The organism is Armatimonadota bacterium, from assembly GCA_013314775.1.
GTDB lineage: Bacteria > Armatimonadota > Zipacnadia > Zipacnadales > JABUFB01 > JABUFB01.
The window spans coordinates 402,710-425,037 of record JABUFB010000010.1 but is presented as its reverse complement, the minus strand read 5'-3'; the positions used below and the strand labels follow the sequence as shown (position 1 = coordinate 425,037).

General features: G+C 63.9%; 21 protein-coding genes. 3 read left to right on the top strand and 18 right to left on the bottom strand.

Annotated features, from left to right (window positions below):
- Positions 1-162 precede the first annotated feature (162 nt).
- Positions 163-1,044 (top strand): hypothetical protein, encoded by an 882-nt coding sequence (locus HPY44_14500; GenBank protein ID NSW57221.1) that lies wholly within the window; start codon positions 163-165, stop codon positions 1,042-1,044.
- Between the two features lie 123 nt (positions 1,045-1,167).
- Here the strand turns inward: HPY44_14500 and HPY44_14495 are convergent, their stop codons facing one another.
- The 18 genes from HPY44_14495 to HPY44_14410 all read right to left on the bottom strand — a co-directional run bounded on the left by HPY44_14495 (position 1,168) and on the right by HPY44_14410 (position 19,593).
- Entirely contained in the window at positions 1,168-1,896 is a 729-nt protein-coding gene (locus HPY44_14495) for a metallophosphoesterase (protein NSW57220.1), read from the bottom strand.
- Between the two features lie 17 nt (positions 1,897-1,913).
- Positions 1,914-2,936, bottom strand: a complete 1,023-nt coding sequence (locus HPY44_14490; protein ID NSW57219.1) for a KpsF/GutQ family sugar-phosphate isomerase — start codon at positions 2,934-2,936, stop codon at positions 1,914-1,916.
- Positions 2,929-3,747: a 3-deoxy-8-phosphooctulonate synthase gene (gene kdsA, locus HPY44_14485; protein NSW57218.1), complete on the bottom strand. Its 819-nt coding sequence runs from the start codon at positions 3,745-3,747 to the stop codon at positions 2,929-2,931. Before kdsA ends, HPY44_14490 begins: the two co-directional genes overlap by 8 nt.
- A gap of 29 nt (positions 3,748-3,776) precedes the next feature.
- The gene (kdsB, locus tag HPY44_14480; protein NSW57217.1) at positions 3,777-4,556 is read right to left on the bottom strand and encodes a 3-deoxy-manno-octulosonate cytidylyltransferase; all 780 of its coding nucleotides are present in this window, start codon (positions 4,554-4,556) and stop codon (positions 3,777-3,779) included.
- Between the two features lie 34 nt (positions 4,557-4,590).
- Positions 4,591-5,067: a hypothetical protein gene (locus HPY44_14475; GenBank protein ID NSW57216.1), complete on the bottom strand. Its 477-nt coding sequence runs from the start codon at positions 5,065-5,067 to the stop codon at positions 4,591-4,593.
- Between the two features lie 18 nt (positions 5,068-5,085).
- Complete coding sequence (locus HPY44_14470; GenBank protein ID NSW57215.1) at positions 5,086-5,937, bottom strand: rod shape-determining protein MreC; 852 nt, start codon at positions 5,935-5,937, stop codon at positions 5,086-5,088.
- 46 nt (positions 5,938-5,983) lie between these two features.
- Positions 5,984-6,994, bottom strand: a complete 1,011-nt coding sequence (locus HPY44_14465) for a rod shape-determining protein (GenBank protein ID NSW57214.1) — start codon at positions 6,992-6,994, stop codon at positions 5,984-5,986.
- A gap of 172 nt (positions 6,995-7,166) precedes the next feature.
- Complete coding sequence (gene maf, locus HPY44_14460) at positions 7,167-7,823, bottom strand: septum formation inhibitor Maf (GenBank protein ID NSW57213.1); 657 nt, start codon at positions 7,821-7,823, stop codon at positions 7,167-7,169.
- The gene (locus HPY44_14455; GenBank protein NSW57212.1) at positions 7,820-9,514 is read right to left on the bottom strand and encodes an AarF/ABC1/UbiB kinase family protein; all 1,695 of its coding nucleotides are present in this window, start codon (positions 9,512-9,514) and stop codon (positions 7,820-7,822) included. The genes maf and HPY44_14455 overlap by 4 nt, the downstream gene beginning before the upstream one ends.
- On the bottom strand, positions 9,504-10,526 hold the full coding sequence (amrS, locus tag HPY44_14450; protein ID NSW57211.1) for an AmmeMemoRadiSam system radical SAM enzyme: 1,023 nt from the start codon (positions 10,524-10,526) through the stop codon (positions 9,504-9,506). Before amrS ends, HPY44_14455 begins: the two co-directional genes overlap by 11 nt.
- Positions 10,527-10,568: 42 nt before the next feature.
- Complete coding sequence (locus HPY44_14445; protein NSW57210.1) at positions 10,569-11,492, bottom strand: hypothetical protein; 924 nt, start codon at positions 11,490-11,492, stop codon at positions 10,569-10,571.
- Complete coding sequence (locus tag HPY44_14440) at positions 11,489-12,265, bottom strand: hypothetical protein (GenBank protein ID NSW57209.1); 777 nt, start codon at positions 12,263-12,265, stop codon at positions 11,489-11,491. Before HPY44_14440 ends, HPY44_14445 begins: the two co-directional genes overlap by 4 nt.
- A 454-nt stretch (positions 12,266-12,719) precedes the next feature.
- On the bottom strand, positions 12,720-13,193 hold the full coding sequence (locus tag HPY44_14435) for a tryptophan-rich sensory protein (protein NSW57208.1): 474 nt from the start codon (positions 13,191-13,193) through the stop codon (positions 12,720-12,722).
- A 49-nt stretch (positions 13,194-13,242) separates the two neighbouring features.
- Positions 13,243-14,190, bottom strand: coding sequence for a TIGR01777 family protein (locus HPY44_14430; protein ID NSW57207.1), 948 nt, complete (start codon positions 14,188-14,190; stop codon positions 13,243-13,245).
- A gap of 60 nt (positions 14,191-14,250) precedes the next feature.
- Positions 14,251-15,216 (bottom strand): hypothetical protein, encoded by a 966-nt coding sequence (locus tag HPY44_14425; protein NSW57206.1) that lies wholly within the window; start codon positions 15,214-15,216, stop codon positions 14,251-14,253.
- Positions 15,213-16,475, bottom strand: a complete 1,263-nt coding sequence (locus tag HPY44_14420; GenBank protein NSW57205.1) for a hypothetical protein — start codon at positions 16,473-16,475, stop codon at positions 15,213-15,215. The genes HPY44_14425 and HPY44_14420 overlap by 4 nt, the downstream gene beginning before the upstream one ends.
- 32 nt (positions 16,476-16,507) lie before the next feature.
- Positions 16,508-17,995: a DUF4434 domain-containing protein gene (locus HPY44_14415; protein ID NSW57204.1), complete on the bottom strand. Its 1,488-nt coding sequence runs from the start codon at positions 17,993-17,995 to the stop codon at positions 16,508-16,510.
- Positions 17,996-18,015: 20 nt separating this feature from the next.
- Positions 18,016-19,593 carry a PD40 domain-containing protein gene (locus HPY44_14410; GenBank protein NSW57203.1) on the bottom strand — a complete coding sequence of 526 codons (1,578 nt, stop codon included), beginning with the start codon at positions 19,591-19,593 and terminating at the stop codon, positions 18,016-18,018.
- A 145-nt stretch (positions 19,594-19,738) separates the two neighbouring features.
- Here HPY44_14410 and HPY44_14405 point away from each other — a divergent pair, with 145 nt between their 5' ends.
- A complete protein-coding gene (locus tag HPY44_14405; protein NSW57202.1) occupies positions 19,739-21,499 on the top strand; it encodes an FAD-dependent oxidoreductase in 1,761 nt (586 codons plus the stop codon).
- A gap of 48 nt (positions 21,500-21,547) precedes the next feature.
- Positions 21,548-22,312, top strand: coding sequence for an imidazole glycerol phosphate synthase subunit HisF (gene hisF, locus HPY44_14400; GenBank protein ID NSW57201.1), 765 nt, complete (start codon positions 21,548-21,550; stop codon positions 22,310-22,312).
- Positions 22,313-22,328 lie beyond the last annotated feature (16 nt).

Sequence of the window (22,328 nt, the reverse complement as noted above, 5' to 3'; positions counted from 1 at the left end):
TGCGGTGGCGCGCCGGCGGTTATCGGCGCTGATGTTACGCGGGTGTTGCCCCGGGTTTCACAGCCGGCGTTCCCGGACGCCGAAAGCACTGATAGCTCATCTTAATCGTTGCGATTGAGGGCCGTCAATCGCGGGTCAGGGGGCTTACCACCAGTGTCATCGATGAAATCAACGCTCTCCACCATCTTCCTGCTGACAATCGTCTTCCCCGCGAGCCGGTGTCTCGCCGCCTCCGGGCCCCTGCCCGATCTTGGGCAGAGCAACACCGCGCTAGGGCGGTTCTGGGTCGGCGAACTGTCGCGCCTTGAGCAGTTCCCTCCGGCCTACCGCATAGACTCCGACGGGACGCTGAATTTCGTGGCCAGTCGCGGGGAGGTGCGTCTGGGCTACCACAATCTCCCAAAGGTAGACGTCGGGTGTGTGATCGTGCGGATCACTGACGCCGTGCTTGATCACGCGCCATCCACCGCGCCGGGATGCCTGGAATTTGTGTTCCCGTGGCGACAGGGCGCGAGCCTTGTGCCGCCGCGTGGTGAAGCAGCTGATCACATCATCTGCAGAGGCGTTTTGGATGCGTGCCGGCTGGTGCAGATCGCGCTGGGGCAGGGCGAACGGCCCTTCAACAGTGTGGGGCTCATCGGAGACGGTTACGGCGCGGGAATCGCCCTGACTGTGGCAGCGCTGATGCCGGAACGGGTGAGCTTCGTGGTCGCCCACCAGCCCGTGTGCCTGTCGGCGGACCTGTACGCCGCCGGTGACGAGGACAACTGGAACGAAGAGGACGTGGCAGAAGCCCGCAGGCTTGAGCCCCTGCTCAATGCCGAGCGCCTTGCGCCGTACGTGGTTGCCCCAACCCTGGTGATTGCGGGCGAGTTGGACCCTATCGCCACGCCGGAGAAGTGCCGGCGGTTGTGGTCGGCCTTGGGCCGGAGGGGAACGCTGTGGATGCTGCCCGAGACCGGCCACTGCCTGCCGGGGGAGCTCGCCGAGTGGGACGCGCTCTGGCAACGCTGGGCTTTCGCCCGGTGGTCGGGGCCCGCGTGAATCGATCGAGATTCGCCGTGCCGTGGCGCCGGGGCTGCGGCAAAAAACAACGGCCCCCGTGAGTCCTCCCCGGCAGGTGACTGTGCCCCGGGCTCTGTGCCGGGGGCGCAGTCACCGACGGAGTCAAAGCAGCGGGATCATGCGGCGAAGAAACCTGTCCGGCGCAGGCTTGCCGGTGCTGGTAATGAGCCCCGCCGCCTTGCCGTACGGGGGCACGTGGGACACTGTGACCCCGTTCTCCACAAAGAGCTCGCGGTCTTCCAAGTGCGAGTGCCCCCCCAGGATCAAGTCTATCTGCCCGAACTCCCGCGCCAGTTCGATATCCGTCTCGATGCCGGCGTGGCTCAGGCAGATGACGAAGGCGCAGTCTGCGCGCAGGGCCTCCAGGGCGTCCTCCGTCGCCTGGCGGTGGGTGATGAAGCGCATATCGGAGAAGAGCTCCCCCCACGATCCCGGAGGGATCATCAGGGGCATCAGTCCGAAAACGCCCACGCGCCGGCCGCAGGGGCTGTCGAGGATCGTCCAGCGAAGAATATGCCCGAGGTCCCCGCGAGAGATAAGATTGGCGCACAGCACGGGAAACCGCGCTTCCGCGGTCTTCATCATCATGCCGAAGGAGCGGAAGAAGTACTCGCGGTTGCCCGCGGCCATGGCGTGGTAACCGGCCTCGTTCATACGGCGAATCGCTGGTTCCGGGCCCGGCTTCACGAAGACGTTCCCCGCCCAGATTGCATCCCCGCAGTCCAGCAGGAGCGCCCTGTTCTCGATGCGCAGAGTGCGTAGCCGCCCGGCCCTGCGCAGGTCGAGGTGGTTGTGCAGGTCGGATGTCTGGATGACCTTGAGAGGGGCCATTGACGGAACCCGCGAGCTCAGACGATGCCCAGCTTGAGCAGATCCTGGATGTCCACGACCCCCATCGCGATGCCCTCGTCATCCACCACAGGCAGGTTGTCGAATTCGCGCTCCTGCATGACCCGGGCGGCTGCGGCGGCCAGCATGTCCGGGTGCGCAGTGGTGCAGCGGATGGTCATCACCTGGGTGATCGGCCGGTTCATCACCGCATTGCGGTCGGGTTCGCGCTGCATGAGGAGGCGAAAATCGCCGTCTGTGAAGAACCCGCGCATCTTGCCACCTTCGTCCACAACGCAGACCGCGCCGCGCACCGATGCGCGGCTCATGGTCAAGATCGCATCGAGCACCGTCGCGTCCATGCCCACGAAAGGCGCCTCGTCGCCACTGTGCATGACGTCGCGCACGCGCCAGAGGGTTCGGCGCCCCAGCGTGCCGCCGGGGTGGCACGCGGCATAGTCCTCTGTGGTGAACCCTCGTGCAAACATGACCGCCATCGCCAGGGCGTCGCCCAGGGCCATAGCGGTGATGCAGCTCGCAGTGGGCGCCAGGCCCAGCGGGCAGGCCTCGCAGACCACTCCGGCATCGAGAGCAACGTCGGAATTGCGCGCGAGGGAGGAGTTCATCTCACCGCAGATAGCGATCACTTTCGCCCCGCGACGGCTCACCAGTGGCAGGATGTTGAGCACCTCGTCGGTCTCACCGCTGTTGGAAAGGAAGATCACCACGTCGGTCTCGGTGACCATGCCCAGGTCACCGTGCACAGCTTCGGCGGGGTTCATATAATGCGCGGGGGTACCGGTGCTGGCCAGCGTCCCGGCGAGCTTGCGGGCCACTGCACCGCTCTTGCCCATGCCTGAGACGATGCACCTTCCCTGCATTTCGAGAAGCAGTTCGCAACCGCGCACGAAATCGTCACTGATATTCTCGATCATCCGGTCAAGGGCGTCGCGTTCGGTCTTGAGGGTGCGCAGCCCCTGTTCCAGGATCGCCTTGTGGTCCATTTCAGTCATCTCGCACTCTCTCGCGGGTCTGTCATTCATTCACAACCTCAAACAAGCGCTGGGCGGTGACCAGCAAGTCCTTGAGACTCCCGAGCGGGACCATGTTCGGCCCGTCACACGGCGCCGAATCGGGACTCGGGTGAGTCTCGAGAAACAGAGCGTTGGCCCCGGCTGCAACCGCCGCCTTCACCAGTGGCGCCACGAACTCCCGCTGGCCGCCCGAGGCGCATCCCGAGCCGCTGGGCAGTTGCACCGAGTGGGTGCCGTCGAAGATCACCGGATAGCCGAAAGCGCGCATGATCGGGATTCCGCGCATGTCCACCACGAGGTTGTTGTAGCCGAAGGCGTAGCCGCGTTCGGTCACACTGACTCGGCGGTTTCCGGTGTGCAGCACCTTTTCGATGGAATGGCGCATGTCGGCGGGGGCCACGAACTGCCCCTTCTTCACGTTGACTGCTCTGCCCGACTCGCCCACCGCCACCAGCAGGTCGGTCTGGCGGCACAGGAAGGCGGGCACCTGCAGGATGTCACAGATCTGAGCGGCTTCGTGCACCTGCCCGGTCTCGTGAACATCCGAAACCAGCGGGACCTGGGCCCTGTCCTTGACCCGGGCCAGGATTTCCAATCCCTGGCGCCAGCCCGGGCCGCGCTCGGATTGGATCGAGGTGCGGTTCGCCTTGTCGTACGATGCCTTGAAAACGAAAGGCATGCCGATCTCGCCGCAGATATCCTGGAGTCTCAGGGCGATGTCGGTGGTGGTGTCCACGTCCTCAACAAGGCACGGCCCGGCGAGAAGCGCCAGACGGTCCCCACCCAGTTCCACGCCGTCAACGATGGTCACGGGGTTCATTGGGTCTGTCTCCCTGGTTCGCGAGGCAGTCAATCTTGCGCGCCGGCGAAGATCCGCCGCACGCGCTCAAGATCCTCGGGCGTATCGACACCGATGGGCGAGTAGTCCACCTGTACCACGCGAATCGGGCAGCCGTTCTCCAGTGCGCGCAGTTGCTCCAGCTTTTCGGTCTGTTCCAGTGGTGTGGGCTCCAGCGCGGCGTACCACAGCAATGTCTCGCGGGTGTAGACGTACAGCCCTATGTGCTTGAGCGGCCAGACGCCGGATTCCGGATGTTGCCGGGGCTTGTCCGCGGGCCACTCGTCACCGCTCGCATCCAGCCGGAAGTAGGGGAGAGGCGCTCGCGAGAAATACAGCGCGTGGCCGGAGCGATCCACCACGACTTTGACCGTGGACGGCTCCAAGTGTTCCCGGATGTCGGTGATCGGCGTGGCGATGGTGCCAAAACGTTCGGGTTCTCCGTTGAAGAACGGCTCGGTGGCTGCGTCGATGGCCGCAGGCTCGATCATCGGTTCGTCGCCCTGGATGTTGACGATGATGTCGCAGTCCACGCGCCCGGCAACTTCGGCGAGCCGGTCGGTGCCTGAGCGGTGGGTGTCTGCTGTCATCTCGTATCGGCCGCCGAAGGCCCGGACGGCCGCCGCAATTCGCTCATCATCTGTAGCGATGATGACTTCATCCAGGCTGCTTGCCCGGCAGGCTTGTTCGTAGACATGCTGGATCATCGGCTTGCCCGCGATGTCAACGAGAGCCTTGCCCTCGAGCCGAGTGGACCCGTACCGCGCGGGGATCATGCCCACCGTTCTCAATCTGCTGCGCTCCCTTTCAGGACCCATTACCAGGTCAGATGTGAGGCTCGCGCCTGTGCATGAGCCGGGTGATCCAGAAGATCGGCGGGGTCACAATGACGGTGAATACCGCCGCCTGGAACATGCCCTTGAGCCAAAGGAGGAAAATATCCGGGGGCATGAACACCAGGCGGATAAGGCTGGCGACGATAACTGCGCCCGCGGACGCTCCCAGGGCCACCTCGGTGCGTTCAGACAGCAGAGAACCGCGCAAGAAACCGGTGCAGGCGCCGACGACCATGAAACTAGCGAACAGCCCGCCGAAAGGCGTGTGTGCCGCAGCTCCCTGGAGCACGGCGGCGATCAGCCCCGCCAGGCAACCTTCAAATACGCCGCGTGACAGGCCGATGCAGGCAACCGTGGCTATCACGAGTTCGGGCGCTTGGCCGCCAATACGCAGCCACGCGGGCCACGCGCCCTGAAGCGCCGCGGAGATGATGAGCAGCAGAATGCTGATGACATAAGGTTGCATGGATCACCGAAGCCCGGCTTACTGCTCACCGGCGCGCAAGACGTACAGGAAGTCCAGTTGATCGAATTCTACATAAGGGCGGATGTATGCCACGAGACTGCTCGCACTGGTGGGTGAACGACGGACCGACTCAACCACCCCGATGGGCAGCCCTCCGGGGTAGGTTTCGCCCATGTCCGACGTGACGATGATATCATTCTCGCGGATCTGCGCGCCGCGCCGGACCTTCTCAAGTTGCAGCCGGTTCGGTCCGGCCTCCAGTTCGTTCGCCGCGTAGACCATGCCCTCTTCGCCAGTCTGGAGATCTTTGCCACGCACGGCGTGATGCTGGTCCACAAGCAGGACCACGCGCCCTGTGTCGCCGGACGCCTCGACGACCCTGCCCACCAGCCCCTTTGCTTCGCGCACTACATTGCCGACTTCCAGCGGTTTTGCGCCGGCTGTACGTATGCGCACCCAACGCTCGTTGCGGCTGGACGACCGGCTGGTTACCTGGGCCGCCACATTCGTAAAGGTCTTGTTCGGCTCGAACCCCAGTTTCTGTCGGAAAGCTTTGTTCTGCGCACGTATGTCCACGGTCAGGATTTGCAGAGCTTCCAGCTCATCGCGCTCTCTCCGCAGGCGGCGGTTCTCGTCGGCCAGTCGCGGTGCCCGGGTCATCGCGAGACCGATGTCGTGGGTCTTTCGGAACACCCTTGAGAACTGGGTTGCGACGGGTGTGACCAGCACTAACGCCACGTACTCGGGGAAGCTGACGCGTCCCAGACGCCATGCCTGCTGCTGCCAGATGGTGAGTGTGAAGGCGACCGCGACCATGACGACCAGCGGGCGGTGAATTGCGGGTTGTGAAGGAGAGAGACGTAGTGACATGAGAGCGGGACCCGATGACTGCCGGACGGCGCGTCTGCAGCGCCGTTCAGACATCCACCAGCATCCCGTCAAGCTCCTCGAGGTACTTGGCGGTGCCCATAACCACGCATGTCAGCGGGTCTTGCGCGACGTACACCGGGATGTCTGTCTCGGCGCTGATGAGCTGGTCCAGACCATGCAGCAGGGCCCCACCCCCCGCCAGCACGATCCCCCGGTTCATTACGTCCGCCGCCAGTTCGGGCGGGGTGGAATCCAGCGCTTCCTTGGCTAGCTCGACGATGGCCTGCACGGGCTCTGCAATGGCCTCACGGACTTCACTGGAACTGATCACGATGCTCTTGGGCAGGCCGGAGAGGAGGTCTTTGCCGCGAACCTCCATGGTTTCCTCTTCCGGCTGCGGGTAGGCTGAACCGATGCGCAGTTTGATCTGTTCCGCGGTGCTTTCCCCGATGTACAGGTTGAACTCCCGGCGGATGAAGTTGGCGATCGCCTCATCCATCTCCTCGCCGGCGATGCGCATCGAGCGCTGGGAGCAAGTGCCACCAAGGGAGATGACGGCGATCTCGGTGGTGCCGCCGCCGATGTCGATGATCATGTTGCCGACCGGTTCGGCGACGGGCAGACCTGCGCCGATCGCGGCGGCCATCGGTTCATCGATGATGGCGATGTCCCAGGCGCCTGCCTGCCGGGCTGCGTCCTCAACCGCGCGACGCTCGACCTCGGTAATCCCCGACGGAACGCCGATGACCATGCGCGGGTGGGCGAACCACCGGCGTGGTTGGCACTTGCGGATGAAGTGCTTCAGCATGGCCTCCGTGGCGTCAAAGTCAGCGATGACCCCGTCTTTTAGTGGGCGGATGGCCGCGATGCGCGCGGGGGTCCGGCCCACCATGCGCTTGGCATCCTCTCCCACCGCAAGCACCTGGTCGGTTGCCGTGTCCACGGCCACCACCGAGGGCTCGCGAAGCAGAATGCCTCTGCCGCGAACATGCACCAGGGTGTTGGCGGTACCAAGGTCGATGCCCATATCCCGCGAGAACCGGGAGAACCAGTGCATCGTGGCCTTGGTGAAACGATCCAGGGCCCTTTGGTAGCGATCACGAGTGATGGCCTGGTGCATGACCCTGGGCTCACCTGTGCTATCGCCACGAAGGCGTTGTACTGCCCGCTCTCTTTCCGCTTTGGACTCGCGCATGGTTCCTCTGCTGCAATGTGGACTGCGTCGTGGGCTACGTGAAGCGACGTCCAGCGGCCCTCAACCCATCCGGGTTTTTCTGCTCGATCGGCAACCGCATGTGCGTGCTCAGCATTTCGGCCACCACCTCCACCGGCAACCCCACGACGTTCGTATAAGACCCGCTGTATTCACTCACGAGGGCGCCGCCGTGGCCTTGTATTCCGTATGCGCCCGCCTTATCCAGCGGTTCGCCAGTCGCGATGTAGCGCTCGATCTCGGCATCCGTCAGGTCGCGGAAGCGCACTTGAGTGGTGGCCACAGCAGTATGTTCCGCCCTGGAATCATTCTCTCCGGAACGGACCAGCGCCACCCCCGTGTGGACTTCGTGCGCTCTTCCGGAAAGCAATCTGAGCATTTGCCGTGCGTTCTCCGCGTCTGCTGGCTTCCCCAGCACCACGTCGTCGATAACGACAATCGTGTCCGCGCCCAGAACCCATCGTCCGGGATATTCATTCGCAACCGCCCGCGCCTTTCCGAGGGCCATGCGGACGGCATACTCCCTGCAAGCTTCTTGCTCCTCACGGACAGGCTCGGGAGCGTCGGAGACCACGACCTCAAAGGGCACGCCGATTGCGCGCACCAACTCTCGCCGCCTCGGGGAGGCGGATGCGAGGATGAGGACTCGGTCATCCGCATCGCTCCGGCTCATCGTCCACCCGACCGGATGATGGAGATGAGCAGGTACAGTCCCAGGAGGGCGCCGATTACCACGTATGCCACCGCGCCCGGCGTGGACAGCAGGCTCGTCGCCCTTTCGCTGCTGAGCATCACCGAGGAACCGACGATCATCGCCGACACGACCAGCGAGAACGCCAGACGATTTGCCATGGCGTCGGCGCGGCGCAGGATCTGGTCGCGCTCCTCGGCCTCAATCTTGACCGTCACCCCGCCCACCTGCAGCTGGGCTAGAAGCTCACTCACCTGGCGCGGGATCAGCAAGCTGTAGCGCTGAATATCCCTGAATGAACGCCAGATGCCGCGGATCAGGTTGCCTGGTTGGAACCAGTTCTGGAGCACCTCGCGGCTCGTACGCTCCGCGGGTTCGCGGAAATCGAACCCCGGGCTGAGTCGCCGGCAGGTGCCTTCCGTCAGGATGAGTGAGCGCAGGACAGCGGCGAAAGCCGGAGGCATAGTGATCCGGTGCCGGAAGATGATAATCATCATTTCCTCCAGCACGTCACCCATGCTCAATTGGCTAGTCGCGACTCCTGCATAATGCCCCATCATGCGCTGTATGTCATTGCGCAGTTGGCGCAGGTCAGTATCCTCCCCAACAACCCCCATGTCAATAATCTGGTCGTAGACCTCGATCCCGTCATCCTCAAGCACCGCCAGAAGCAACTTGACCAGGGCCTCGCGCATACTGCGATCTACACTGCCCACATTCCCATAGTCCAGGAAGGCCAGACGACCGTCGGGCAACACCAGGAGATTTCCCGGGTGTGGGTCGGCGTGGAAGAACCCACGAATGAAGATCTGTTGGAGCATGGACTGCGCGAGGTGGGCGGCCACCGACCCGCGGCTGATGCCCGCTTTCTCGATAGCTTCTACCTCGTCAGCCCGCACCCCCTCGAGCCAGTCCATCGTCAGGACCCGGCGGCTGGTGAAGTCCCAGTATACCCTTGGCGCCACAACATGCCGGTCGTCCGACAGGGTCTGTCGCATCCGGTCCATGTTGTGCCCTTCGTTGGTGAAGTCCAGTTCAGCACGGAGACTTCGCGCGAACTCCTCCACATGGTCCGTCAAATGGTAATCCTTCATGCCGCGGATGTGCCGTTCGGCCTCGCGCGCGGCGAAGTTCAGGATGAGCAGATCGGTGTCCACGATGCGCTGCGCATCGGGGCGCTGGACCTTGACCGCCACGACGCGGCCGTCGTGAAGCCTTGCTTTATGCACTTGAGCCACGGAGGCCGACGCGGACGGTTGTTGCTCGATGCTCGCGAAGAGCTGTCCCACGGGTGCGCCGAGATCTTCCTCTATGACCTTACGCGCCTGGTCCCACGAGAACGGCGGGACCTTATCCTGGAGCTTCCGGAACTCCTGGGCGTACTCGATAGGGATCAGGTCCGGCCTGCTCCCCAGGACCTGGGCAAGCTTGATGGTGACCGGGCCGATCTCCTCGCATGCCAGGCGCAAGCGCACGGGCAGGTCGCTTCCGGCAGCCGATGGCTCGACCTGTCCCTCGGCCGATCGTGGCAGGAATCGGCCCAGCCCGAAGCTGCGCAGATGTGGCCCAAACCCGTGTTTCCATAGGATTCCCGAGACCTGCACCCCGCGGCGGAATACGCTGCGCGCAATGCCTCGCAGGCCCCGTTGCCCGGTCTGTCGCTCAGGTGACAATTCCTATGTCCTCTCCGCAAGAACTGCAGCGGCCATCCCTGGTATGGGTGCGGGCGGTATACCCCCACCGGCTCACGGCTAAAGCGCCGCAGGCGGGGCAGAAGGTGTCCGTCGTGCCGTCCATCTGGATATTGCCCACGTATACGAAATCGAGACGCTCTCGGGCCATTTCGTAGGCGCGCCGGAGGGTCGCCGATGGTGTCGGCGGGTTGCCCAGTTTGTAGTCAGGATGGTACCGAGACAGATGCAGTGGCAGTCTGCGCGACACGGATGCCGCCCAGTCGAAAAGGTCGCGCAAGTCCTCGTCCGAGTCATTCTCCCCGGGGATGATCAGGTTTGTGATCTCAACGTGGCACCGTCCCCAGGACATCTCCACCGTCCTCCGGGCGGCGAGACCGTCGCCTCCGCAAAGCTTGCGGTAGAACGTGGGACGGATGCTCTTGATGTCCACGTTCATGGCATCGACAAGCGGGAGCAACTCTTCCAGCGGCTCCGGTTCCACGATACCGTTGGTAACCAGGACGTTGACCATGCCCGCCTCGCGCACCAGTTGTCCCGTGTCCATCAGGTACTCGAAACTGATGAGGGGCTCGTTGTAGGTGTAAGCGATGCCGATATTGCCCCTTCCGAGAGCATTCTTCGCGAGCTGTGCCGCATCATTCGGCGAGAGCTCCTGCGACGGTGGCGCTCCCTGCGAGATGTTCCAGTTCTGACAGAATTCGCAGGTCAGATTGCAACCGAAGCTCCCCAGGGATAGGATGACGCTGCCTGGATAAAAGTGGTAGAGCGGTTTCTTCTCGATCGGGTCAAGGTTGGCGGCGGTGATGCGGCCATAGCTGCGCGCCCACAGACGCCCGCCTTCGTTGCAGCGAACGCTGCATCGCCCGCAGGTGCCGTCCGCGATTACGCAATGAAATGGGCACAGCCTGCATCGGAGCTTACCATCGGTGCTCTCGTAGTATCTGCATTCAACCCCCGTGTCTTCGATGGGTTCGCTCTCCCTGTCCACCATTCGCACCCCTCTGCGCGCTGTACTGGGGCCGGGGCGGCTTGCTCAGCCCTTCTTGCGCATCACTGAGTCCCAGAACGACGGCTCGCCCTGAACCTGTTCCACCACTCTCATGACCTGGTCAACGTCTTCCTCGAACCCCGTCAGCATCAGCCAGACCGCCCCCTCGGCGCCGCAGACACCACCGGCCGCTATCTGCTGCACAGCGATCTTTGCCAGCCCGGAAACGGTGGCGATGGCCTCTATCTCGGTGAATAACTGAGCGGGGAAGACCCAGAGCCTCGGGATGTCATTCTGGGTCATCCAGACCGGCCGCACGAAAGGGTCCGGCGAAAGCCCCGTCGCCACCTGTTTCTCCAGACCTACGGGGACGATGAGCTCCAGACCTCGCCCGTAGACCGCGCCCAGAATCGAGCCCATCGTGCCGCCGGCAGGGTGCCCGATGAGCAGCCCAGCCAGGCCCTGCGAGTAGTCGATGGCATTGGCGCCCTTGAGGACCACGTCGCCTTCGGTCATCTCCTGGACCGCCTCGGCCACCGTCATTCCCATAACCGGCTCACCGTCGTGAAATACTACTTCGGGAATCGACCCCTTGAAAGCCTTCTTCGCCTCGGGGTTCTTGGAGGGAACGACATTGCCCAGGACGTACTTGCCCTTTTCGATGTCATGCCCCAGGAGTTCCTCCACCACGTAGGCGTTCGTGGTGCCCTTGCAGACCGCCACCCAGCCCTCGCGCATCGCCAGCCTCACACGCGGGTCCGCGGCGATCCCTTTGGCGATGAGGCGCTTTGACTCTGCGACGGTCAACAGGATGCTTCTCGCGCAGAAGTCCCCAGCGCGCTCCATGAGGTCGAAGGGGTCGCCATAGTCGTCGTCAAATTCATCGTCGAACTCGTCCTCGAGATCGGGATCGATGTCGTCTGTGACGTCGGTGACTTCCCTCAGGGGCGGCTGGTTCTTCTTTTTCATGGTCTCTCCTGTGCGCCCGATTGCGTTGGGGCGCCGATAATGGTGACCTGCGAGATAAGATTGGCCGGGTCGAAAGCGCGCCCAAAAGACGGGTAGGCCTCGACCAGGGCGTCTTCGTCAGCGTCAAGAGCGCGCACCGCGATGGCGCTCAGTCCCAATGCCCAGGTCGGGGCCCCCTCGACGACCGCGCCGGATTGGAGCACGGCCCGCATCTTGCCCAGCGTCCAGTAGCTCGGAACGGCGTTCTCCGCCGGTTGCGTCCACTCGACAGTGAGTTCGGCGATGTCGCGGGCAGTGACGATAACTGGCTGGTCGGCACCAGCGTCGATTGCGAAACGGCCAAGGTCGGAAATGCGCTCGCCGATGCGTGCGTCCGGCGACACGCCAAGCTCCACAAGCCGAATGTAGCCGGTCAGTTGTTGTCCTCCACGGGTCGTCACTTGGCCAACGAGGCGCTCCGGGTCATCCTGTGCGGCCTGAATCAGGGCGGACATGCCCAGGAAGTGCTCATAAAGCGTGCGTCGCTGCTCGATAGCGGCCTTCAATGCATCTGCTGCACCGGCCTGAAGTGCCGTCTCGAGATGCTCCAGGGCTGCCTCGTAGTCGTAAGCTCCAGCGGCCTGGTCAGCCGCTGCAACAGCGGCGGAAACCTGATCCTCCTGGGCCACGCCGGCAGACAGCGCAAACGCAACCAGTAGCAGCGGAAGGGCCACTTGCACCATGGCCTGCTTAGACGCGGACCGACGGCTGAAGTGGCTCGGGAGAGCAGCCATCGGGAGCATTGCTCCTTTGCGGAAGACTCGTCAGGCGGCCCGGGAATGAGCCTGATACGCAGGTGAAAAGCGCATAATGAGAGTATAGCAGCCCCTCGCGCGCATTGGCAAGGAAGCGCAGGAAGCGTCCGAGGACTATCGGCTATGCGGGATGCTGCCTGCCTCGGGTGTGGCCGGCGTCTGTTGCCCGCGGTATAGGGGCCGTGGCGTGTAATGTAAGGCCTCAGGACTGGGCCACAAGCTTCCGGGTGGGCGGCCGGCCCCGGTGCGCGTGTGGAACGGAAAGGCCCATCACGGGGCGGCAATCCGGGGGCTTGCGCCCCCGGCTACAGCTGCGGCATGCCCCGCGGGCTGTGAGGCAACGGCTCCGGGCGAAGGACACGCTGAGCGCGAAGTAGGCCTCATGCGGGGCATATCGAACGAAATTGATGCTCCTGGGAAGGGCCCACCCTCTCTACGGGTTCAGCTGCCATATTGTGAAGTTCAGGTAGCCTGCGAAAGTCACCCAGGCAAGATACGGCAGCAAGAGCACTCCAGCCCACGGCTGCACGCGCCAGAAGGAGATCAGCGTCGCCAGAATAAGAACCCAGAGGCAGCACAGCTCGATGAAGGCAAGCAGGAGGTCTTTCAGGTCAAAGAAGAACCCTGACCAGAGCGCATTGAAGGCAAGCTGGGCGGCGAAGAGCATCAACAGGTCCCAGGACCACCCCGCCTTGAGCCAGACAAGCCACAGCGATATCCCCATCAGCAGGTAAAGCGCGGTCCATACCGGCATGAAGATGTCATCCGGCGGCTGAAAATCCGGTTTGTCCAGGCCCCGGTACCACTCGCCTGAGCTTTCCATCGACCAAATCGACCCGACAGCCCCCGCCCCGAAGCAGACGGCCAGGCAGACCACCAGCGCAACCACGGCACGTACGGCTTTCATGGAATATCACTCCATCCTGTCAGTGATGTGGTGGACCATGAGCCCCCGATCATTTCAACATATCCGAGAAAGCACCCTCCAGCGTGGGGTGTGCGAACTCGAAGCCTGCCCCCCGGAGTGCGGCGGGGAGTGCTCTCACGCTTGCCAGGAGAGTCTCCTGGGCCATTTCACCAAACGCGGCCTTCATTGCGAAGCCGGGAATCCGCGCGATGCAGGGACGCCGCAACACCCGTGCAAGAATTCGGGCGAATTGGGAGGCAGTCACGGGCTCCGGGGCAACCGCGTTGGCGGGTCCGCGCAGACCTTCGCAGGACAGGGCGAACTCGATCGCGCGAGTCAGGTCGTCCATGGCGATCCAGCTGACCCATTGGCTGCCCGCTCCCCAGGGACCTCCGATGCCGAACTTGAACGCGGGCAGCATTCTCGCGAGCGCGCCTCCGTGGGGACTGAGCACCATCCCCATGCGGATCATCACCACGCGGGTGCCCGACTGGCTCGCCGGCTCAGTTGCCGCTTCCCACTGCCGGCATACTTGAGACAGGAAGCCGTTGCCCGAAGGGCTCTCTTCCGTCAATTCCTCATCGCCTCGGTTGCCGTAGTAACCGATGGCAGATGCCGAGATAAGGACCTGTGGGCCTTTCTCCGCCTCCGCGATGGTGCGCGCGAGAGTCTGGGTCGGTCTGATCCGGCTGTCCAGTATCTCCCGCTTGGCCGCAGGGGTCCAGCGCGTGGCGATGCCGCGCCCGGAGAGGTTGACTACCGCGTCCCACCCGGACAGGGCCTGCGGGGCAAGGTCTCCCACCGACGGGTCCCAGGCGATTTCGTCCGGAGCGCGAACCGCACGTCGCACCAGCCGTCCGACCCGCAAGCCGCACCCCATAAGGTGGTCGGAGACATGTCTGCCGATGAACCCCGATGCGCCGGAGATGAGCACTGACGATACCTGTCTCACCAGGCAATCCCGCCCTTTCAGCGCCTGACCGGTATCGCGCAGCATCCCCGGACGGCACCAGACAGCCCGCTCAGTCGCGGGTCCTGCCGATGATGTCCCGATGCTTCACTCTCGTCCACTCGCCGCCAGGACCTGGCGCAGGTGGTTCAGCCCGCGTTCCTCGGCCCTCGCGGCGTCACGGAGCATGTTCGCACCGGCCCACCGTTTCCCCGGGTCCGACAGGGCGTCCTCATGCCCCCATCCCAGGAGCCAGCGCAAAGCGTCCCAGTTTCGGCCCACAATGTCGAATTGCTCCGCGGCATGAACCATTGGCAAGCGCATTGGCTCGTCCAGCACCCGCAGTGTCTCCGCGAAAAACTCCGCTTCCAGCGGCTTGAGCAGGCCCCAGGTCTCCACGTTGTATGCAAACGCGGTTTCGTCCGGCGCCCACCCGTTTTCACGGGCCTCATCCCAGCCCTCGAGGCAGCGCACGTAGGCGGCGTACGGCTCGCCTGGCTGCTCACATTCGTACGCCGTTCGCAGTTTCTCTGCGATAGCCTCCAGAGCCTGGTCGCGAAGGGGTGGGACCACCGTTCGGGGGCCGATCACGATGATCTCCCCACCGTTCAGCCCGGTGTCGGACATGGTCGCCGTGGTACTCGTGGCATACTCGCCCTCGGAAGCGCTGGTGTTGCGGCAATGGATGCGGCCATCCGTTTCATATCCGGCCACCAGGCCCCAGCGATCGAGACCCTCGGTACTTCGCGCGAGGACCGGCATGCCCTGATCGACAGACGCAACGATAGGCTCCCACAGCTCATCCGCGTCCAGGCGCTTGTGGTGCCGCGCCTCGTGTCCCAGGGACGACAGGCCGCGCATGAGCCCTCGGCCGGTCCCGATATGGGGGCCGTCCAGGCTGATCTCGGGACCGAGCGTGTGCAGGCGCCCTGCGTCCCCGGTGATGCCAACCAGCCACGCATCGGACCGCGCATCGCCCAGGAATTCCAGCAGGGCGCGCAGGGCCCAGATGTGCCCGAGATTTGCCCCCGGGCATACCGGAATATCGGGCAGCCCGGTGATGACGGTGCTCATTGTCCGTCCACCCGGGCCTCGCGCACGAACTTGCAGTCGCCCTCGGCCAATTCACGCATGACCCTGCGCGTCGCGGCGTTGTAGTTGTTGTAGTCCACACACTCGAGACTGATGCCGGCCGCACCCTCCTCCCACGCCATCCGCATGAGCTTCTCCGCGACCTCCTGCTGCTTCAGGCCTGTCGCCTTCTCGTACGATGGCATGCCGTACCCGCCGTAGTCGTATGATCGTACCGGCCAGAGCACGCGGCACTTGCCGTCGACGCGGTCCATGATGGCCCGGCAGATGGCCCGGGTACTCCCGAATGGATCTTTCGCATCCCACGGCGCGCCGTTGATCACCAACGTGTCGATGATGCCCTCATCGACCCAGGTGTGCCAGTCGGCGCCGCGCTGAACCAGTGGCGCGGTTCCCTCTGCGGTCACCCCGAAGACGCCCACCATCAGGTCGACTTTTCTCCCCGACGCGTCCAGTTTCGCCCGGATCTGGCGCAGGAATTCGGTGACGTAGCCCGCTACATGCCGGCACCAGCGCACATCGGTAGGGTTTTCAGGCGGATCGGTATTGTACTGCGCGCGCCAGGCGGCCACTACGGGATCAGTGTACTCGAATGCGGGTGACCAGCCACCGGAGCGGTACGTGTCGATGAAGAGGGCCTCCATGCCGCGGTCCAGCAGTTCCTGCACCAGGTCCAGCTTATGGGCGAGTACCTCCGGGTAGGCGATGCTGCAGCGACCGGGCCAGATCTGTCCGTCCGCAGACTTGCACCAGAACTGGGGATGCTCCAGGTTCCAGCGGCCAAAGGTCCAGATGCCACCGTGGTTCTCCTCGAAGGGCCAGTGGATCCCCGGCTTCATGCCTCGCTCGCGGCTGATGTCCAGGGCGCTCCGCACCAGGTCTGGCTCGGCCGCTCCGTAATGAACCCAGCCCCATACCGGGCGCGTGTCAGGCACCCGGCGCTTATCCAGCACAACGTCCTGGTGGTGGCTTTCCACTTTGCTCTGGTAGCGCATGGTGGAACCCGCGCAATTGCGCCAGAGGATGGTGGTGGTGCCCACCTCCTCAACGTGGGAAATGATCTTGCCGCAGCCTTCGACGGTCTCCGAATCGAAGACGAATCCCTCGCCCTGCGGGATTGCAGCGAAGTCGAAGTGATCCAGCCACGAGGCAACCTCGAAGCGTTCGGCCCCGATTGCCTGCGCGATGGCACCGGCCGTCAATCCCATGATGAGCGCTCCCGTTAGCACTGTTTTCCACATGGCGCCGTCACCCGGCTTTCGTGATCTGCTGCTCAGCGTGCGCCGGCTGTGAGTGCTCCCAGCCGGTATGTTCTGTAATCAGAATACAGCCGCGCTGACGTTTCACGTCCGTTATTGGGGCTCATGTAGTTGAAATAGCAGAAGCCCACCAGGGTGTCCGCGTGCCTCGCGGCGACCTCCAGCGACTGCGCCAGACGCCCCACCGGCATGGGCTCGTAACGCCGGCCCATGACCGCGACTTCGACATCGGTCCACATGCCCTTGCCCAGCTGGTCGCAGATGCTCCGCAGCCGCGCCTGGTTGAGATGAGTGTAGTTCAGTGGCGACAGGCCTGTGCCCACCCCATCGATGACCATGAACACGTCCACGTCCGGACAGGCCGCTATGTACGGCCGCCAGAAGCTCTCGATCTCCTCCGGCCGTGCGGCATGCCAAGGCTCCTGAGGGCTCGCGCGCCAGTTGTACAGGCCCACGGGCTGGATGATTTCGAACCCCGGCCGCAGGTTTCGGATGTGTCGCGCGAGACGCTGGGAGTTGCTGGACGGGATCGCCGGGTCATTGCCGAACTCCGCCGGGCAGCACTCGTAATTGATGTAGTAGCCAACTAGCGACGGATGCCCCGCGTACCTGGCCAGCATCTCCTCGCGGTACTGGTTCAGACGCCTTTCAGTCGCGTTCTCCCGCCGGGCATCTCCGGGCGCTCCAAAGCCTGTCGGCGGACCATCCCCCAGGTACACCCGCATGCCCAGGGCATCCGCGCGGGTGAGTATCGCCTCAAGCGGGTCGCGGCCGCTCCACCAGGGCGACTGTGGCAAGCAGGTGTCAGGGACTACCGTGGACCACGTCTCATCTGCGCCCGTGAGCGTGTAGAGGATCATGATATCCAGGCCGATAGCGTGCGCGGAGTCGACTTCCCGGGCCAGCAGTTCATCCGCAGGGAAATGCTTCGCCCAGTTCTCGTAGTGGAAAGCCCAGAATGCGCCGTCCAGGACTGGAGCGCGCCGCAATGGCTCGGGTTCAGGAGCGTTTCCGTAGACCTCAAACTCACTCACTGCGACGCGACTGTGCCGGTAAGCTGTCACCAACAGCCGCAGCGCCCTGAGCTGCGTGGGAGGAAATCGGAAGGTCCACCATGCGCCGTCGGTGTTTTCCACGGTCGCATCAAGACGAAACCAGTCGCCATCCCGGCGGCCCTGCAGCTCCCAGCCGTCCTCTGCGGGAGCATGGTCAGCGCTGTAGAAACGGGCGATCACGCAGCCGGCGGTAACGAGTTCCTCCCACTCGACGCCCAGGTCCTTGGGCGGGTCGGTGGTAGGCGCATTGCTGCCCCAGAAAGTGAGGAGGTCGCCGTCCGTGGCGAGACTCACCGGTACCGAGGCCACTGAATTCTCGTGCCAGCTTCGCGCCGTGCCATCGAGGGCGATATTGGGGGCTTGTGCCGGTGCAGCCACGATGAAATATGCCAGCGCGAAGATGGCAAGCGTTGCTGCCCCTGCTGCCTGCTGTCTCGCTGACGCCACGGTCTCCTCCGTCATCAGGCTCAATCCGCCAGGAACTCTTTCAGGCTCGCGGCCTGCTGTTCGCCGATGTCTGCCACGCCCTTGCAGGCCGCGAAGGCATAGAGCTTGCCGCGGAAGGGCGCGCTTCCGTCATACAGGGTGCCGATACGCACCTGGGATGGCCTGCCGTACTTGTATTTCGCCCGTGCGCCCACGGAGCTCTGGCGCACACCGTCGATGAACATCTCCACCCGTCCGTCGCGGTAGCGGATGCCGGTGAGTTTGATCCTGCGCCCACCTTCGACCGGCACGTTGGACATGGCCGCAGACCACTCACCGCCGACCCCACGAGAGTTGAAATACCACCGGTTGTCGGTGCCCACCATGACCTGCCACCCGTGGCGGCTCTCCGGATAGTCTCCGACGGCGAGTATCTGCAATACGCCCCCCAGATTCTCGGCCTCCACATCTACAGTGACGCTGAAGGACCCAGGGCCGAAATCGAAGCCGATGGGGTTCTCGATCTGCAGGTAACCGCCCTCCCCCAGAATGAGCGCACCGTTCTCCCAGGGGATGTTGCCTACCAGCTTGCCGTGGTTCCCCTGGCCGGACAGGTCCTCAACTCGGTTGCCGGGCTTCTCAGCGAAGTCAAACCGCGCAAGTTCCACGCGCTCATCCACTTCCAGCTCCGCAGGCCGGATGAACTCCACCTGCGGTACGGGGGCGCGGTAGAGCTTGTACTGGCCAGTGCGATTGTTCTCGAAGATGATCTCGGTGCCGTCGGGTGACCAGGTGGCGCTGCGAGAGTTGCCCGCGCCGGTGTCCAGGCGCGCGAGGGCCCCCGTCGCCACCTGGATGAGATAGATGCCCCAACCCGGATCGCCAGGGCGGTACCCGGTGCAGGCGATGACCGAGCCGTCGGGTGACCAGCGCGGCCCATACATGCTCATCTCCTGACTGGTCAGCTGGAATCGCCGGGTCGGCCTGTCCGCCTTCGCGAGCCGGATGCACCAATTGCTCCTGTATCCGTTGACGAACCCGTAGGCGATGTGCTTGCCGTCGGGCGATATATCGGGCTGCATCATGGCGTTGTCCATGGCGTCCTGGGCATCCAGAGTCTCTGGTTCGCCACCGGTAACCGGAACACGCTGAAGGCAGACGGCGAAATCCTTCATGCCTCGCGTGGTCGAGAAAACGATGGACTGACCGTCCCGCGACCAGGTGGGGGTGTGGTCCCTGTGTACTCCGCCAGTGAGCCGCCTTGGCTCCCCGCCACTTGCAGGGACAACGTGGACGCAGTGGCCCAGTTCAATGCCCTGCACGGCGGTCTTTGTGAGTTGCACGTGCACGAAGGCAAGTTGCGAACCATCCGGCGACCAGGCCGGGAACTGGGACTCGCCGGGGCCCTGCACCAACGGGGTCACCTGTCCGTTTGCCAGGTCAAGGATGTATATGTCCATGCTTCCGGCGCGGTTGGACTGAAACGCCACTTTCGCTCCGTCGGGAGACCATGCGGCCTCGGTGTCATCCCCGGGGCCATCCGTGATCTGAGTAACCTGCGACACGGCCGGCAGGGCTGCCATGATCAGACCCCCGAGGATCCATGCCAACGCTCTCATACCAGTGTCCTCCGCAACGACGGCTGCGAGACGTGGGGATGATTTCGCCCCCGCCGGCGGGGAGACCTGCCCTGCCTGCCGAAAGGTGCGGGCGGGCGCTGCGGCGAATTGTTTCACAATCACTGTATCAGGAGACCGGACTGCGATGCGACACGATACACACGAGGCAGACTTGTGCGTGGTCGGTGGCGGGCTTGCAGGAATGTGCGCAGCCATTGCCGCGGCGCGTCACGGGGCCAAGGTCGTGCTGATGCACGACCGCCCGGTGCTCGGCGGGAATGCGTCATCCGAGGTGCGCATGTGGATCTGCGGTGCAAGCGCCCACGGGGCCAACCTGCGGGAGACGGGGATTATCGAGGAAATCGAGCTGGACAACATCCGCTACAACCGCTCCACGACCTATGCCATCTGGGACGCGGTGCTCTACGGGAAAGTCTTGGCCGAGCCCAACATCACGCTGCTGCTCAATTGCTCATGCAACCAGGCGGAGACAGACGGGCAGCGTATAGTATCGATTACCGGCTGGCAGGGAACCGCGGAAACCTGGCACACGGTGCGGGCCGCCCTTTTCGCGGACTGCTCCGGCGACAGCATTCTCGCCCCGCTCTCGGGAGCGGAGTTCCGGATCGGGCGGGAGGCCCGGGCCGAGTTCAATGAGGACATCGAGCCGGAGATTGCCGACCAGCGTACCATGGGCATGAGCTGCCTTATTCAGGGGCGCGAGATGGCATCTCCCCAGGAGTTCGTGCCGCTGCCCTGGGCAAACCGGTATGGCTCCTGCGCCGATCTGCCCCATCGGGGCCACCAGGTGAACAACACCAACTTCTGGTGGATTGAGCTTGGCGGAGAGCAGGACTCGATCCACGATACCGAACGCCTGCGCGACCAATTGCTCAAGGTATCTTACGGCGTCTGGGATCACATCAAGAACCATTGTGAGCAGGACGCGACCAACTGGGCGCTGGAGTGGGTCGGGTACGTGCCGGGCAAGCGCGAGAGCCGCAGGTATATTGGCGACCATATCCTGACCCAGAATGACGTCCGAGCCGAGGGACGCTTCGAAGACCTTGTCGCGTACGGCGGCTGGTCCATGGACGACCACCATCCGGGTGGGATGAACTGGCCGGGACAGCCCACCATATTCCACCCGGCTCCCGCACCCTATGGTATCCCTTACCGTTGCTTGTACTCGCGCAACATCGAGAACCTGCTGTTCGCCGGGCGGAACATCAGCGCCACCCATGCTGCGATGAGCTCGACCCGGGTGATGGCCACCTGCGCCACCATGGGGCAGGCTGTTGGCACCGCGGCGGCCATCGCGGTAGCAAACGGTCTGACTCCCCGCGGCGTGTACGAAGAGCGGATGAACGAACTCAAACAGGCCCTTCTTGAGGATGACTGTTACCTGCCATGGAACGTCCGGAAGGTTCCCGAGCAGTCGCTGAACGCGATACTCTGCGCCTCCGAAGGCGATCCGTCGCCCCTGCGCAATGGAATTGACCGTCCGGTGGGGGAGACCGAGAACGCCTGGTCGTGCGCGCCGGGCGGGTGGGTGGAGTATCAGTTCGCGGAACCGACGCAAGTGACGGCGGTGCGAATCGTGTTCGACAGCGACCTCAACCGCAAGGGTAAGAATATGCCGGCGATGTTCCCGCTGGACCCCTCAGCCCACAGCATCCCCGCCGCGTGTTCGCTCTGCCCAGGCGCTCCGGAATCGATGACCAAAGCCTTTCGAATAGAGGTCGAAGATGCCGATGGCCTCCGGCATGAGGTCGCCTCATATCAGTGCAACTATCAGCGCCTGGTGCGGGTGCATCTACCTGTGGTCTGCCGCGCGGTTCGCCTGATCCCCGAGGCAACCTGGGGAGCAGAGCGCTGCCGGTTGTTCGCCTTTGACGTACGCTGACCAGGTGGTTGGCGACTTCGCGCAACACCAAGCCAGGGAGGGCCGGGAATGGACAACGTCCGCGTCATACCGTGTCTGGATATGAAAGACGGCCGTGTGGTCAAGGGAGTGCACTTCGTGGACCTGGTGGACGCAGCCGATCCGGTGGAAGCGGCGAAAGCGTACTCGGACGGCGGGGCCGATGAGATCGCCTTCCTCGACATCACTGCCACCGTGGAGAAGCGGCGGACGATGTTCGACGTCTTGCGCAAAGTGACCGCGGTGGTGAATGTCCCAGTAACCGTGGGCGGCGGGATCAAGAGCTGTGAGGATATTGAACAGGCCCTCTCGGCCGGGGCCTCTTGCGTGTCAATCTCCAGCGCGGCTTTCCGAGAGCCGGAGATGGTTCGAGAGGCTGTCAAGGAGTTCGGCTCAGCGCGGGTATTGGTCGCCATCGATGCGGATGCCAATGATGCGCTGCCCTCGGGGCGAGAAGTGTACATTGACGGCGGCCGCACCGGTACGGGGCACGATGCCGTGGAGTTCGCGAAGAGGATGGCTGACATCGGCGTGGGGCAGATTCTGCCCACATCCAAAGCGACTGACGGGACCTGCGACGGCTACGACATCCCGCTTACCCGCGCCATCGCCGACGCAACCGGCCTGCCTGTGATCGCCAGTGGCGGGGCCGGGAAACTGAGCCACTTCCACGAGGCTGTGACAGAGGGGCACGCCAGCGCGGTCCTCGCGGCCTCGGTGTTCCATTTCGGCACTTTCACGATCGCCGAGGTGAAGGAATATCTGGCATCCAGGGGGGTCCCGGTGAGGTTGTAGCTCTGCCCGGGCCTGT

Coding starts and splice junctions, on each gene's coding strand:
- HPY44_14500 (NSW57221.1), top strand. CDS start 163: ATGAAATCAACGCTCTCCACCATCTTCCTGCTGACAATCGTCTTCCCC.
- HPY44_14495 (NSW57220.1), bottom strand. CDS start 1,896: ATGGCCCCTCTCAAGGTCATCCAGACATCCGACCTGCACAACCACCTC.
- HPY44_14490 (NSW57219.1), bottom strand. CDS start 2,936: ATGAATGACAGACCCGCGAGAGAGTGCGAGATGACTGAAATGGACCAC.
- kdsA (NSW57218.1), bottom strand. CDS start 3,747: ATGAACCCCGTGACCATCGTTGACGGCGTGGAACTGGGTGGGGACCGT.
- HPY44_14475 (NSW57216.1), bottom strand. CDS start 5,067: ATGCAACCTTATGTCATCAGCATTCTGCTGCTCATCATCTCCGCGGCG.
- HPY44_14470 (NSW57215.1), bottom strand. CDS start 5,937: ATGTCACTACGTCTCTCTCCTTCACAACCCGCAATTCACCGCCCGCTG.
- HPY44_14465 (NSW57214.1), bottom strand. CDS start 6,994: ATGCACTGGTTCTCCCGGTTCTCGCGGGATATGGGCATCGACCTTGGT.
- maf (NSW57213.1), bottom strand. CDS start 7,823: ATGAGCCGGAGCGATGCGGATGACCGAGTCCTCATCCTCGCATCCGCC.
- amrS (NSW57211.1), bottom strand. CDS start 10,526: ATGGTGGACAGGGAGAGCGAACCCATCGAAGACACGGGGGTTGAATGC.
- HPY44_14445 (NSW57210.1), bottom strand. CDS start 11,492: ATGAAAAAGAAGAACCAGCCGCCCCTGAGGGAAGTCACCGACGTCACA.
- HPY44_14440 (NSW57209.1), bottom strand. CDS start 12,265: ATGGCTGCTCTCCCGAGCCACTTCAGCCGTCGGTCCGCGTCTAAGCAG.
- HPY44_14435 (NSW57208.1), bottom strand. CDS start 13,193: ATGAAAGCCGTACGTGCCGTGGTTGCGCTGGTGGTCTGCCTGGCCGTC.
- HPY44_14430 (NSW57207.1), bottom strand. CDS start 14,190: ATGCTGCGCGATACCGGTCAGGCGCTGAAAGGGCGGGATTGCCTGGTG.
- HPY44_14425 (NSW57206.1), bottom strand. CDS start 15,216: ATGAGCACCGTCATCACCGGGCTGCCCGATATTCCGGTATGCCCGGGG.
- HPY44_14420 (NSW57205.1), bottom strand. CDS start 16,475: ATGTGGAAAACAGTGCTAACGGGAGCGCTCATCATGGGATTGACGGCC.
- HPY44_14410 (NSW57203.1), bottom strand. CDS start 19,593: ATGAGAGCGTTGGCATGGATCCTCGGGGGTCTGATCATGGCAGCCCTG.
- HPY44_14405 (NSW57202.1), top strand. CDS start 19,739: ATGCGACACGATACACACGAGGCAGACTTGTGCGTGGTCGGTGGCGGG.
- hisF (NSW57201.1), top strand. CDS start 21,548: ATGGACAACGTCCGCGTCATACCGTGTCTGGATATGAAAGACGGCCGT.